Consider the following 12,147-nt stretch of genomic DNA (forward strand, 5'->3'; position numbering starts at 1 on the left):
CCCTCAGGCCGACCGCCTATGAATCATTCAAAAACTGATTTGGGAATCCCCTAACTGAAGACAGGCCCTAATTTGGCATGCGGCCGTGGAAGCACGGAGCGAAAGCGATTAAGAAAGCCTTGTCGAAGCTAACGGAAAAACGGCCGCCTCATCCCGGACATCTGCAAAAACCGCATGCCTGAACTGAAGCTTACCCTGGTGGTCGCCTGCGCGCTGGTCGATCCCGACAATCGCGTGCTGATCGCGCAACGTCCGGCGGGCAAGCCGCTCGCAGGCCTGTGGGAATTCCCTGGCGGCAAGGTCGAGCCGGGCGAGCGCCCGGAGGCGACCCTGATCCGCGAACTGCATGAGGAAATCGGCATCACCGTCAGCGAGCCGTGTCTGGCGCCGCTCACTTTCGCAAGCCACGCCTACGCTGATTTTCACCTCTTGATGCCGCTCTATGTCTGCCGGCGCTGGGATGGCAACGTGATTGCGCGCGAGGGCCAAAGCCTCGCCTGGGTGCGCGCCAATAAATTGCGGGACTATCCGATGCCGCCGGCCGACATCCCGCTGATTCCGCACCTGATCGATCTGCTGATGTGAGCGCTTGATTCGTGCAGAGCCCTCCATGATGCAGCCTGGGCGGACATCACGTCCTTCTCGGTCTTTCGATGAAGAGGTGGCGGCCGGGCTGAGGCGAGCCGAAGCCAACCCGTCCCGCGGACGCCCATGCCCGGCCATGCTAAGCAAGTGGCTCAGATCCTCGGTGCTTTCTTCACCGCTTGCTCCAGGCTTGCCTGCGCCGAGCCCGGTCGCAGCGGTTTCGGTTGGCTCGCATGCGGCGCCCAGCCGGAAAGCCAGATCACATCGAAGGTGGCGCGGATGCGGCCGTCCGGGTCGGCGAAGCGCCGGGCGTAGATCTCAGCCATGCGCAGCATGGTGGCCCGGCGGGTCGGTGTCCGCCGCCGCTCGATCAGACTATTGGTTGCGCCCATGCGCCGCAAATCGCCCATCAAGGCGAATGCGTTGTCGTAGCGAACCATCACACGGTCGATGTCGGCGACCGGCAGCGCCAGCCCGGCCCGCTGCAACAGGCCGCCGACATCGCGCAGATCGGCGAACGGCGCGACATGCGGCGAAACCCCGCCTTCCAGTTCGGCCTCCGCCGCGGCAAAGGATTGCCTGAGCTCGGTCAGCGTGTCGCCGCCGATCATTGCCGCCAGCAACAGGCCGTCCGGCTTCAGCGCGCGCCGGATCTGTGCCAGCACGCCGGGCAGGTCGTTGACGAACTGAAAGGCCAGTGCGGAGACGGCGAGGTCGAGGGATTCGGGCTGCAGGTCGAGCGTCTCTTGCGATTCCGGCGCCGTGATGCGGATCAGCGATGTGAAGCGGCCGCGGGACGAAAATCCCTCGCCCGGCGTCCAGATATCCGCGGCTACGGGGAAATCGCGCTTCACCGCACTGATGCGCTCGTCGATATCCCCGAGGACGCGGTCGAGCAGGAAGGTGGCGGGTTCGCGCTTTCGCGCGCGATCCTGGCGGCGCGTGAGCAGCGCGCGGTCGAACAAGAGGGGCGCAGTCGGCTGGTTTATGGCCATTGCGGTTGATACGTCGACGGTGGGTCTCTGGCAATCGGGCAGCCGGCGCGCTAGCCTCGATCCATGGATGCTGAAATTGCCCCGTCCCGATCGATTTCAAGCCATCTGCGCGGCGCGCTGAGCGCTTGCCGCGAGGTGTGGACGCATGCGGCCCGGCTCGCGCTCGATGTCGCGTTGCCGACGTTGTGCGTTGGGTGCCGTGAGCCGGTCCATGGCGAGGGCGTTTGCGCCGCGTGCTGGGCCAAATTGTCGTTCATCGCCCCGCCTTATTGTCCGAGATTGGGCATTCCCTTCGTCTACGATCCGGGTCCGGAATTGCTCTCGATGGAGGCGATCGCCAATCCGCCGGCTTATCAGCGGGCCCGCGCGGCGGTGCGCTACGACGATGTCGCCGGCACCCTGGTGCATGCGCTCAAATACCAGGACCGCACCGATCTTGCGCCGATCATGGGCCGCTGGATGGCCCGGGCCGGAAGCGAACTGCTCGCAGATGCCGATGTGTTGATTCCCGTGCCGCTGCACTGGAAGCGCGGCTTCAGCCGGCGCTACAACCAGTCCGGCGCGCTGGCGCGCGCGATCGAACGCCAAAGCGGCGTCAAGCTGCGCGGCGATCTGTTGCAGCGGGTGCGGGCGACCGAGCAGCAGGTCGGACTGTCGCGCTCCGAGCGCGCCAGCAATGTGCAGGGTGCATTCAAGGTATCCGCGGACCGGTTACCGGAGCTGCGGGGCCGCCGCGCCATCCTGATCGACGATGTCCTGACCTCTGGTGCGACGGTCGATGCCTGCGCGCGGGCGCTGTTGCGCGCCAAGGTGGCCCACGTCGACGTGCTGGTCTTTGCCCGGGTTGTCGATACCCCCAAAGCTCCCATATAATGACGGTTATTCCCAAAAGACCGAGCGCGAGATGACCGCTGCCATTGAAATCTACACCCGTCCGGGTTGCGGCTATTGTAGCGCCGCCAAGTCGCTCTTGAGTCGCAAGAAGGCTCAGTTCACCGAGTATGATGCTGGCAAGGATCCGGGCGTTCGTGAAAAGATGTACGATCGCGCCGGTGTCGGCGCGACGTTTCCACAGATCTTCATCGGCGACACGCATGTCGGCGGCTGCGACGAGCTCTATGCGCTCGACCGCGGCGGCAAGCTTGATGCGATGCTCGCAGGCGAGAAGGAATCCTCATGAGCGCTGACCTCACTTTCACCGCGGCCATGGTGCAGATGCGGACCGGTTTGTTGCCCGAGCCGAGCCTCGAACAGGGCACCAAGCTGGTTCGGCAGGCCGCCGCCGAAGGCGCGGACTATGTGCTCACGCCCGAGGTGAGCAACATGATGCAGCTTAACCGCAAGGCGCTGTTCGAGCATCTCGCCACTGAGGACGACGACCTGTCGCTCAAGGCTTATCGGGCGCTCGCCAAGGAACTGAAGATTCATCTTCATATCGGTTCGCTGGCGCTGCGCTTCTCGCCGGAGAAGGCCGTCAACCGCTCGTTCCTGATCGGGCCGGATGGCGTGGTGCTCGCAAGCTACGACAAGATCCATATGTTCGACATCGATCTGCCTGACGGCGAGAGCTATCGCGAGTCCGCCAATTATCAACCGGGCGAGACCGCGGTCATTTCCGACCTGCCATGGGGCCGGATCGGGCTCACCATCTGCTACGATGTGCGGTTTCCCGCGCTCTATCGCGCGCTGGCCGAAAGCGGCGCCGCCTTCCTGACTGTGCCGTCGGCCTTTACCCGCAAGACCGGCGAGGCGCACTGGCATACGTTGCTGCGGGCGCGCGCGATCGAAACCGGTTGTTTCGTGTTTGCCGCGGCGCAGGCCGGGCTGCATGAGAACAAGCGCGAGACCTATGGTCATTCGCTGATCGTCAGCCCCTGGGGCGAGGTTCTCGCCGAGGGCGGCATCGAGCCTGGTGTTTTCCTCGCCAAGATCGATCCTTCGAAGGTCGAAGCCGCGCGAAAAACCGTGCCCTCGCTGCAGCACGGCCGGCGCTTCGGTATCGCCGATCCCAAGGCAGGTCCCGAACACCTGCATCTGGTCCGGGGATCGGCATGATCCGATACTCGCTCCGTTGCGAGCGCGACCACGCCTTCGAAAGCTGGTTCCAGGACTCGGCCGCTTACGATGCGCAGGTGAAGCGCAGGCTCGTGAGCTGCCCGGTCTGTAATTCGGTCAGCATCGAGAAGGCGATCATGGCGCCTCGGATCGTCGGCAAGAAGGGCCGCGATCGTGCCGAGCCGTCGCCGCCGACAGTGCCTGCGGAGGTGCCAAGCGCGGCGCCCGCGCCCCTGATGTTGGCGCAGGAGCGCGAGTTGCGCGCCAAGCTGAAGGAATTGCGCGACCATATCGTCAACAATGCCGACAATGTCGGCGAGCGTTTCCCCAACGAAGCGCGCAAGATGCACTATGGCGAGACCGAGCACCGTCCGATCTATGGCGAGGCCTCGCCTGAGGAAGCGCGGGCGCTGATCGATGAGGGCGTCGAGGTTTCGCCGCTGCCGGTGCTGCCGGAAGACCGCAACTGACGCGCAGCGTTCGATCAGCGCATCTTCCGGAAAGGTGGGCGCTGGCTTTCCGGAAGAAAATGCGACCAATAAGGGACAAGTAGCTGGAGCACTTTCCGATTCAACGTAATCGCAAAGCGCTCCCGGGTGCGACCAATAGTGCGACCCCGATCACGATGAGCACGATGCCGCCAAGTTCGCGCGCCGAGATCGGCTGCTTGAACGAGTAATACGCCACCGCCTGCGCAAACAGCACTTCCACCAGCGCCAAGGTGCGCACATTGGCTGCAGGGGTCAGCGCGAACGCCAGAAACCAGAACTGCGAGGCGAACGCGCCCATGAAACCCGCGAGCATCGAGGGCCGCCACATCCCGACGATCGCGCTGAGTATCTTCGGGGCGCGCCACAACAGGTAGATGGTCAGCGCCACGGTCTGCACGAACAGTCCCCAGACCAGCGTATAGGTCGCCGCGGTGACGAAGGAGACGCCCTGAACCGTGATGATGGCGCCGCGATAGCCGACCGCCGACAGCGCGAACGCGGCGGCGGCGACCAGACCGATGACGGTCGGCCTGAGTTCGGCGAAGCTGCGTTCGCCGCCGAATCGGAGCGCGGTGACGATGACGCCGGTCGAGGCGATCAGGATCGCGACCACTTTCATGAGGGTCAACTGATCGCCCAGGAAAACGAAGCCGAAGATCGCGGTCTGGATCGCCTCGGTCTTCAGATAGGCCGTCGTCACCACGAAGGAACGATCGTTCATGGCGACCAGCATCATGCCGGTGCCGATGATCTGGGTCAGCGCTCCCAACGCCAGCCACGGCCAGAACGACGCGGCTGGCCGTGGCAGATGATCGCCGGAAATCGTCAGCACGACGGCGAAGAAGACCAGCGAAAACGGAAAGCCGAACAGGAAGCGGATATTGGTCGCGCCCCAGGTGCCGAGCGGTCCGGTCAATGACCGCTGCATGGCATTGCGCGCGACCTGGCCCAGCGAGGCCACGATGGTGAAGGGAATCCAGAGCGTGGCGGTGGAGAACATGGAGGGATCGCGGGCCGGCGGAAAGTCTGCCAACGTGCCGGGCCGGACCGACGCAGTCAACCGGAGCGACGCGCGCCATAAATGCGGCGCACAGCCATAGCGACCGTCGTAGCCGGCAAGGCAGGCGTCACGCCATCGGCTCGGCGACCACCATGTAGTTCACGCCCATGTCGGAGGCGAGGTTCCAGCGGTCGGCGAATGGGCTGTAGACCACACCGGTCTGGTCGGTAATGGTCAGCCGGTTGTCGAGCAGATATTTTGCGAGCTCGTCGGGCGTGACGAACTTGTCCCATTGGTGGGTGCCGCGCGGCAGCCAGCGCAGCACATATTCGGCCCCGACGATGGCGAGCGCAAAGCTCTTCCAGTTGCGATTGAGGGTCGAGACCACCATCATTCCGCCGGGCTTGAGCATCGCCGCGCAGCGGTTGAGGAACAGGCCGATATCGGCGACGTGTTCGACCACCTCCATCGCCAGCACGACGTCGAATCGCTCGCGCACGTCCATCTCCTCGACGGTGATGCAGCGATAATCGATCGACAGATGGCCGCGGTCGGCATGCAGCTTGGCGGCGGCGATATTGCTGGCGGAAGGATCGATGCCGATCACCTGCGCGCCGAGGCGCGTGAATGGCTCGCACAGCAATCCGGCGCCGCAGCCGATATCGAGGATGCGCAAGCCCGACAGGCAATTCAGGCTCTTGACGTTGCGTTCGAACTTGCGACAGGCGGCGTCGCGGATATAGGTCAGCCGCAGCGGATTGATCTTGTGCAGCGGGGCCATCTTGCCCTTTGGGTCCCACCACTCCTGCGACAGCCGCGAGAATTTGGCGATCTCGGCAGGGTCGACGGTCGAACCTTGAAGGGCTGAGCCTTGAAGGGGTGCGCCTTGGGCAGTCGAGCCTTGGGCATTGGGCATATCTGCGGAAAAATCCTGCGTCATGACTATCGCGCCGTAATGAAGCTGCGGAACCGGAGCGGCGAGGCGATGGTGCTGATGGTTTCCTTGCCTTCGCCGACGCCCAGGATGGTCACGTCGCCATAGTCGAGAATCCGCCCCATGATGCTCTGGTTGACATCGACGCTCTCGACCTTGTCGAGTGCGATTTCAAAGGTCCGGCGCTTGATGAACCCCGTCTTGTGCACGACGCGCATGTTGGTGACGTCGGTCTCCGTGGTCAAGCGGTGGAACCAGGCTCTTACCGTCCAGTACAGCGCCGCCAGCGCCACGACGGCGGCCGACGCCAGGCACAGCAGGATCACGCCCTCAACCGTGGCGATGCGCGACAGGATGACGAGGACCAGTGCCACGATCCAGGCCGCGATCGCAGGCAGATAGAATACCCAGTGCGCGTTGGTCGAATACAGTACCTTCTCCCCGGGTTGCAGGATATCATCGATATAACGCCCCATTTACTCGCCTCGCCTTGTACCAGCCTGAACAGCTGGCTGTACCTGCCTGACCTACCTGTGCACCGCGGCAGCGGGAACCCGCTTGCCCCCGGCCGCGCCGCTATGTATACGCGCGTTTCGGCCGGCGCGCTCCCGGTTTCGCGCAGGCCGCCTAACTTATCCTCTTTCAGGGAACATACGCGTCGTCATGGGTCGCCTCGTGATGAAATTCGGCGGCACCTCGGTCGCCAATATCGACCGCATCCGCAATGTCGCGCGCCACGTGAAGCGCGAGGTCGATGCCGGCCATGATGTTGCCGTGGTCGTCTCCGCGATGGCCGGCAAGACCAATGAATTGGTGGAATGGTGCCGCGACGCTTCCCCGATGCACGATGCGCGGGAATATGACGCCGTGGTGGCGTCCGGCGAGCAGGTCACCTCCGGATTGCTCGCGATCGCGCTGCAGGCCATCGGCGTTCAGGCGCGCTCCTGGCAGGGCTGGCAGATCCCGATCAAGACCAGCGATGCGCATGCTTCGGCGCGGATCCTGGAGATCGATGGCGCCGAACTGCTCCACCGTTTCAAGGACCGCAAGGAGGTTGCCGTCGTCGCCGGTTTCCAGGGCATCAATCCGGAGACCGGCCGCATCACCACGCTGGGGCGCGGTGGCTCGGACACCTCGGCGGTCGCGATCGCTGCCGCGATCCATGCCGACCGCTGCGACATCTACACCGACGTCGATGGCGTCTATACGACGGACCCGCGGGTGGTTCCAAGGGCGCGGCGGCTCGACAAGCTGTCCTTCGAGGACATGCTGGAACTGGCGTCGCAGGGCGCCAAGGTGCTGCAGGTGCGTTCGGTGGAGCTCGGCATGGTGCACAACATGCCGATCTTCGTGCGCTCCAGCTTCGACAAGCCCGAGGATATCGACCCGCATGCCAAGCAGCCGCCGGGCACGCTGATCTGCGGCGAGGAGGAAATCATGGAAAACCACGTCGTCACCGGCATCGCCTTTTCCAAGGACGAGGCGCAGATTTCCGTGCGCCAGATCGAGGACAAGCCGGGGGTCGCGGCCTCGATCTTTGGTCCGCTCGCCGACGCCAATATCAACGTGGACATGATCGTGCAGAATGTCTCCGAGGACGGCAAGACCACCGATCTCACCTTCACCGTGCCGGCCTCCGACTACAATCGCGCCCGCGACACCATTACCTCCGCCAAGGGCAAGATCGGCTATGCGCGGATCGATACCGCGACCGACGTTGCCAAGGTTTCGGTGATCGGCAGCGGCATGCGCAGCCATGCCGGCGTCGCAGCTCAGGCGTTTTCCGCGCTTGCCGCGCGCAACATCAATATCCGCGCCATCACCACCTCGGAAATCAAGTTTTCGGTGCTGATCGACGCGGTTTACACCGAACTGGCCGTGCGCACGCTGCACACGCTCTACGGGCTCGACCAGGTCTAGAACGACGTTCTCTGAGCTGGCGCAGCATCCTGCGCACGGCACTTTCGCTGCTGGCAGGCGTTTTGCTTGGCAAAACAAGCCCCAATTCGCTATACGGCCAGATGGGCAAGCTGCCGTGAAACCGCGCCACAGTTCGGCTATCCTGATTCGGCCCATGGCTTATGGCCGGCCGGCGCCAGTTGAATAAAATTGTTGCTTTTCTTGAGGTTAGCGCCAAGTCCCGGCGACGCGCCGGACTGGCTTTAGGGAGGGGGATCACAGGCAATGCGAAGCACGTCGGGCGGCCCCCGCGTCCTGTTGAGGCGGCTTCGCGAAACAATGGCGGAGCAGGTCAGCGCCCAGGAGCGACTGGACAAGATCGTGGTCCTGATCGCGGCCAACATGGTGGCCGAGGTCTGCTCGGTCTACGTGCTGCGGATCGACAATACTCTCGAGCTTTACGCCACCGAAGGCCTCAACCGCGACGCCGTGCACCGGACCGTCCTGAGCGCGCATGAGGGCCTGGTCGGCCTGGTCGCGAGCGAGGCGGCGCCGCTCAATTTGAGCGACGCGCAGAGCCATCCGGCGTTCTCCTACCGGCCGGAGACCGGGGAGGAGATCTACCACTCCTTCCTCGGGGTGCCGATCCTGCGCGCCGGCAATACGCTGGGCGTGCTGGTGGTGCAGAACCGCGCCAAGCGCACCTATGTCGAGGAGGAAGTCGAGGCGCTGCAGACCACCGCCATGGTGCTGGCGGAGATGATCGCCTCCGGCGAACTGGCTTCGCTGGCCCAGCCCGGCGCCGAACCGGCCGCGCGACACTCGCTGCACAAGACCGGCGCGATCCTGTCCGACGGCATCGCACTCGGCCATGTCGTACTGCATGAGCCGCGTGTCGTCATCACCAATCATATCGCCGAAGACCTGCCGCGGGAGATCAAGCGGCTGGATGCCGCGCTGACCAAGCTGCGCGCCGACCTCGACCGCATGCTGGAGCGTGGCGACGTCGCTGAAGGCGGTGAGCATCGCGACGTGCTGGAAGCCTACCGGATGTTCGCCAACGACCAGGGCTGGTCGCACAAGCTGCACGAGGCCGTCGCCACCGGCCTGACTGCGGAAGCCGCCGTCGAGCGCGTGCAATCCGACACCCGCGCGCGCATGCTGCGCTCGACCGACCCTTATCTGCGCGACCGCCTGCACGACCTGGAAGATCTGGGTTTTCGACTGATGCGGCAATTGGTCGGGCAGGATCACGCGCCGTCGCGGGAGCAATTGCCCGACAATGCCATCCTGATCGCGCGCGCGATGGGGCCGGCGGCACTATTGGATTACGACCGCAAGCGGCTGCGCGGACTGGTGCTGGAGGAAGGTACCGCCAATTCCCACGTCTCGATCGTGGCGCGGGCGCTCGGCATCCCCGCGGTCGGCGAGGTGCCGAACGCGCCCGGCATCGCCGACCCCGGCGATGCCATCATCGTCGACGGCACCTCGGGCGAGATCTATGTCCGCCCGTCCGCCGAAATCGAATCTGCCTACGCGGAGCGGGTGCGATTCCGCGCCCGCCGTCAGGCCCAATACCTGGCCTTGCGTGACAAACCCTGTGTCACCAAGGATGGTCAGCCGATTGAACTCATGATCAATGCGGGATTGGCCATCGACCTGCCGCATATCGACGACACCGGCAGTGCCGGCATCGGGCTGTTTCGCACCGAGCTGCAGTTCATGGTCGGCCAGAGCCTGCCGCGCTCGTCCGACCAGCTTGCGCTCTATCGTACGGTGCTGGACGCCGCCGGCCACAAGCCCGTCACCTTCCGGACCCTCGATATCGGCGGCGACAAGGCGCTGCCCTATATGGAAACCGTGATCGAGGAAAACCCCGCGCTCGGCTGGCGCGCGATCCGGCTTGGGCTCGACCGGCCCGGCCTGCTGCGCGGCCAGATTCGCGCCTTGTTGCGTGCCGGCGGCGGTCGCGCGCTGCGCATCATGTTTCCGATGATTTCGGAGGTCGCGGAGTTCGATGCCGCAAAGGCGATCGTCGAGCGCGAACTGACCTACCTGCGCCAGCATGGCCATGCCTTGCCGGAGCGCATCGACGTTGGCACCATGGTGGAAGTGCCGGCGCTGCTCTATCAGCTCGACGAGCTCCTGGAGAAGGTCGATTTCGTCTCGGTCGGATCCAACGATTTGTTCCAGTTCCTGTTCGCGGTCGATCGCGGCAATGCCAAGGTTTCCGAACGGTTCGACACCATGTCGGCGCCGATCCTGCGCGCGCTGCGTGACATCGCGCGCAAGGCGCAGTCGGCGAAGAAGTCCGCCTCGCTTTGCGGCGAAATGGCTTCGAAGCCGATTGGCGCGCTGGCCCTGATCGCGATCGGCTACCGTTCGCTGTCGCTGTCGGCGACCGGCCATGGTCCGGTGAAGGCGATGATCCTCGACCTCGATGCCGGCAAGGCCGAGGCGATGATCATGCCGCTTTTGGACGCGCCGGCCGGCAGCGTGTCGATCCGGCAGAAGCTGACGGAATTTGCGGAAGCCGAGGGATTGGCGTTGTAGCGAGGCTGCCGCCCGCCTGCGCTGCCGCCCGTTTTTTCGCCGTTCGAGACTGATACCGATGTCCACACTCCCCGAAGCCAAGCTCGATGTCCTGCTGGCCCACCATGCCTCGCTGGAGGCGCAACTGCTCGGGCAGCTCAATTCCGACAAATACGTTCAGATCACCCGTGAGCTCGCCGAGCTCAACCCGCTGATCGAGGCCGTCAAGGCGTATCGCGCCGTCGTGAAAGAGCTGGCCGACGCCGAGGCGTTGATGTCGGACCCCGCGACGGATGCCGAGATGCGGGCCATGGCGGAAGCCGAACGCGAGACGCTCGCTCAGCGCCGAACCGAACTGGAACAGAAGATCCGCGTCGCGCTGTTGCCCAAGGACGCGATGGACGACCGCAACGTCGTGCTGGAAATTCGCGCCGGCACCGGGGGCGACGAGGCCTCGCTGTTCGCGGGCGACTTGTTCCGGATGTACGAGCGCTTCGCCAGCCTGCAGGGCTGGAAGGTCGATGTGATCTCGGCCAGCGAGGGCACCATGGGCGGCTACAAGGAAATCATAGCCGAAGTACAGGGCCGCGGCGCGTTCGCAAAACTGAAGTTCGAATCGGGTGTGCACCGGGTGCAGCGCGTGCCCGATACCGAGACGCAGGGGCGCATTCATACGTCGGCCGCCACGGTGGCCGTGCTGCCCGAGGTCGAGGAGGTCGATGTCGAGATCAGGAGCGACGATCTGCGGATCGAAACCATGCGGGCGCAGGGCGCCGGCGGCCAGCACGTCAACAAGACGGAATCGGCGATTCGCATCACCCATATCCCGACCGGCATCGTGGTGATGATGCAGGACAGCCGCTCCCAGCACAAGAACCGTGCCTATGCCATGAACATCCTGCGCTCGCGCATCTATGACGCCGAGCGCCAGCGCGTCGACGCGGTCCGCTCGGCGGATCGGCGCGAGAAGGTCGGCTCCGGCGACAGAAGCGAACGCATCCGCACCTATAATTTCCCGCAAGGCCGCGTCACCGATCACCGCATCAACCTCACTCTCTACAAATTGCCGCAGGTGATGGTGGGCGAAGCGCTGGGCGAACTGATTGACGCGCTGACCACCGAGCACCAGGCCGCCCAGCTCGCGGCGCAAGGCGCGGCAGCGTGAGCTGCAATGCTGCCGCCGTTGTCTTCGCCGGAAAAACCGTCGAAGCCGCGCGGCGCAACCTGACGGCGCGGTTCAGAGCCGCAGGTCTGGAGTCCGCCGAACTGGACGCGCGCCTCTTGGTCGGCTTCGCACTCGGTCTCGATCTCACCGGCTTGATCGCGCACGCGGAGCGGCGCGTGACGGCGACGCAATCCGTGCAACTCGAGACGCTGGCGCTGCGCCGCCTCAGTGGCGCGCCGGTGGCGCGGATTGTCGGCGAGAAGGAATTCTGGGGGCTCCCGTTGCAGCTGTCGCCGGCGACGCTGGAGCCGCGGGCGGATACCGAGACGGTGGTCGAATTCGCGCTGGAGAAGCTGCGGGCGCGGCATTCGCACCACGCCGTGCGAATTCTCGATATCGGCACCGGCACGGGAGCCATTCTGTTGGCGCTGTTGTCCGAGCGGCCGGAGGCGACCGGTGTCGGGACCGATATCAGTCTGGCAGCATTGGCA

At 64.7% G+C, this 12,147-nt stretch carries 13 protein-coding genes; 9 read left to right on the forward strand and 4 right to left on the reverse strand.

Annotation, left to right across the window (positions count from 1 at the left end; translation table 11 throughout):
- The first annotated feature begins 174 nt into the window (after positions 1 to 174).
- Positions 175 to 585: a (deoxy)nucleoside triphosphate pyrophosphohydrolase gene (locus WCB02_RS23395; protein WP_423961862.1), complete on the forward strand. Its 411-nt coding sequence runs from the start codon at positions 175 to 177 to the stop codon at positions 583 to 585.
- Positions 586 to 737: 152 nt separating this feature from the next.
- On the opposite strand, the gene WCB02_RS23400 is transcribed toward WCB02_RS23395, so the two are convergent.
- Positions 738 to 1,580, reverse strand: coding sequence for a methyltransferase domain-containing protein (locus WCB02_RS23400; RefSeq protein ID WP_423961863.1), 843 nt, complete (start codon positions 1,578 to 1,580; stop codon positions 738 to 740).
- A gap of 63 nt (positions 1,581 to 1,643) precedes the next feature.
- Here WCB02_RS23400 and WCB02_RS23405 point away from each other — a divergent pair, with 63 nt between their 5' ends.
- The 4 genes from WCB02_RS23405 to WCB02_RS23420 are packed head-to-tail and all read left to right on the forward strand — an operon-like array spanning position 1,644 to position 4,105.
- Positions 1,644 to 2,453 (forward strand): ComF family protein, encoded by an 810-nt coding sequence (locus tag WCB02_RS23405; RefSeq protein ID WP_423961865.1) that lies wholly within the window; start codon positions 1,644 to 1,646, stop codon positions 2,451 to 2,453.
- A gap of 31 nt (positions 2,454 to 2,484) precedes the next feature.
- The gene (grxC, locus tag WCB02_RS23410; protein WP_423961867.1) at positions 2,485 to 2,760 is read left to right on the forward strand and encodes a glutaredoxin 3; all 276 of its coding nucleotides are present in this window, start codon (positions 2,485 to 2,487) and stop codon (positions 2,758 to 2,760) included.
- The gene (locus WCB02_RS23415) at positions 2,757 to 3,635 is read left to right on the forward strand and encodes a carbon-nitrogen hydrolase family protein (RefSeq protein WP_423961869.1); all 879 of its coding nucleotides are present in this window, start codon (positions 2,757 to 2,759) and stop codon (positions 3,633 to 3,635) included. Before grxC ends, WCB02_RS23415 begins: the two co-directional genes overlap by 4 nt.
- Positions 3,632 to 4,105, forward strand: a complete 474-nt coding sequence (locus WCB02_RS23420; RefSeq protein WP_423961871.1) for a DUF1178 family protein — start codon at positions 3,632 to 3,634, stop codon at positions 4,103 to 4,105. Before WCB02_RS23415 ends, WCB02_RS23420 begins: the two co-directional genes overlap by 4 nt.
- A gap of 100 nt (positions 4,106 to 4,205) precedes the next feature.
- Here the strand turns inward: WCB02_RS23420 and WCB02_RS23425 are convergent, their stop codons facing one another.
- The 3 genes from WCB02_RS23425 to WCB02_RS23435 all read right to left on the reverse strand — a co-directional run bounded on the left by WCB02_RS23425 (position 4,206) and on the right by WCB02_RS23435 (position 6,536).
- Positions 4,206 to 5,126, reverse strand: a complete 921-nt coding sequence (locus WCB02_RS23425; RefSeq protein ID WP_423961873.1) for an EamA family transporter — start codon at positions 5,124 to 5,126, stop codon at positions 4,206 to 4,208.
- Positions 5,127 to 5,253: 127 nt separating this feature from the next.
- Positions 5,254 to 6,042 carry a bifunctional 2-polyprenyl-6-hydroxyphenol methylase/3-demethylubiquinol 3-O-methyltransferase UbiG gene (gene ubiG / locus WCB02_RS23430; protein WP_423961882.1) on the reverse strand — a complete coding sequence of 263 codons (789 nt, stop codon included), beginning with the start codon at positions 6,040 to 6,042 and terminating at the stop codon, positions 5,254 to 5,256.
- A gap of 26 nt (positions 6,043 to 6,068) precedes the next feature.
- The gene (locus WCB02_RS23435; protein WP_423961875.1) at positions 6,069 to 6,536 is read right to left on the reverse strand and encodes a PH domain-containing protein; all 468 of its coding nucleotides are present in this window, start codon (positions 6,534 to 6,536) and stop codon (positions 6,069 to 6,071) included.
- 187 nt (positions 6,537 to 6,723) lie between these two features.
- Here WCB02_RS23435 and WCB02_RS23440 point away from each other — a divergent pair, with 187 nt between their 5' ends.
- From WCB02_RS23440 to WCB02_RS23455, 4 genes are all read left to right on the forward strand, one after another.
- Positions 6,724 to 7,980: an aspartate kinase gene (locus WCB02_RS23440; RefSeq protein ID WP_423961883.1), complete on the forward strand. Its 1,257-nt coding sequence runs from the start codon at positions 6,724 to 6,726 to the stop codon at positions 7,978 to 7,980.
- A gap of 264 nt (positions 7,981 to 8,244) precedes the next feature.
- Positions 8,245 to 10,512: a phosphoenolpyruvate--protein phosphotransferase gene (ptsP, locus tag WCB02_RS23445; RefSeq protein ID WP_423961877.1), complete on the forward strand. Its 2,268-nt coding sequence runs from the start codon at positions 8,245 to 8,247 to the stop codon at positions 10,510 to 10,512.
- Between the two features lie 58 nt (positions 10,513 to 10,570).
- On the forward strand, positions 10,571 to 11,656 hold the full coding sequence (prfA, locus tag WCB02_RS23450) for a peptide chain release factor 1 (RefSeq protein ID WP_423961879.1): 1,086 nt from the start codon (positions 10,571 to 10,573) through the stop codon (positions 11,654 to 11,656).
- Positions 11,653 to 12,147 (forward strand): N5-glutamine methyltransferase family protein (locus WCB02_RS23455; RefSeq protein WP_423961880.1); only part of this gene is annotated, 495 nt, incomplete at its 3' end. The genes prfA and WCB02_RS23455, both read left to right, overlap by 4 nt.

The sequence above is a fragment of the Bradyrhizobium sp. genome, from assembly GCF_049581145.1.
GTDB lineage: Bacteria > Pseudomonadota > Alphaproteobacteria > Rhizobiales > Xanthobacteraceae > Bradyrhizobium.

Bases quoted from the DNA above. Each gene is read 5' to 3' on its own strand.
- WCB02_RS23405 (WP_423961865.1), top strand. From the start codon at position 1,644: ATGGATGCTGAAATTGCCCCGTCCCGATCGATTTCAAGCCATCTGCGC.
- WCB02_RS23440 (WP_423961883.1), top strand. From the start codon at position 6,724: ATGGGTCGCCTCGTGATGAAATTCGGCGGCACCTCGGTCGCCAATATC.
- WCB02_RS23415 (WP_423961869.1), top strand. From the start codon at position 2,757: ATGAGCGCTGACCTCACTTTCACCGCGGCCATGGTGCAGATGCGGACC.
- WCB02_RS23420 (WP_423961871.1), top strand. From the start codon at position 3,632: ATGATCCGATACTCGCTCCGTTGCGAGCGCGACCACGCCTTCGAAAGC.
- WCB02_RS23400 (WP_423961863.1), bottom strand. From the start codon at position 1,580: ATGGCCATAAACCAGCCGACTGCGCCCCTCTTGTTCGACCGCGCGCTG.
- prfA (WP_423961879.1), top strand. From the start codon at position 10,571: ATGTCCACACTCCCCGAAGCCAAGCTCGATGTCCTGCTGGCCCACCAT.
- WCB02_RS23435 (WP_423961875.1), bottom strand. From the start codon at position 6,536: ATGGGGCGTTATATCGATGATATCCTGCAACCCGGGGAGAAGGTACTG.
- ubiG (WP_423961882.1), bottom strand. From the start codon at position 6,042: ATGCCCAATGCCCAAGGCTCGACTGCCCAAGGCGCACCCCTTCAAGGC.
- ptsP (WP_423961877.1), top strand. From the start codon at position 8,245: ATGCGAAGCACGTCGGGCGGCCCCCGCGTCCTGTTGAGGCGGCTTCGC.
- grxC (WP_423961867.1), top strand. From the start codon at position 2,485: ATGACCGCTGCCATTGAAATCTACACCCGTCCGGGTTGCGGCTATTGT.
- WCB02_RS23395 (WP_423961862.1), top strand. From the start codon at position 175: ATGCCTGAACTGAAGCTTACCCTGGTGGTCGCCTGCGCGCTGGTCGAT.
- WCB02_RS23425 (WP_423961873.1), bottom strand. From the start codon at position 5,126: ATGTTCTCCACCGCCACGCTCTGGATTCCCTTCACCATCGTGGCCTCG.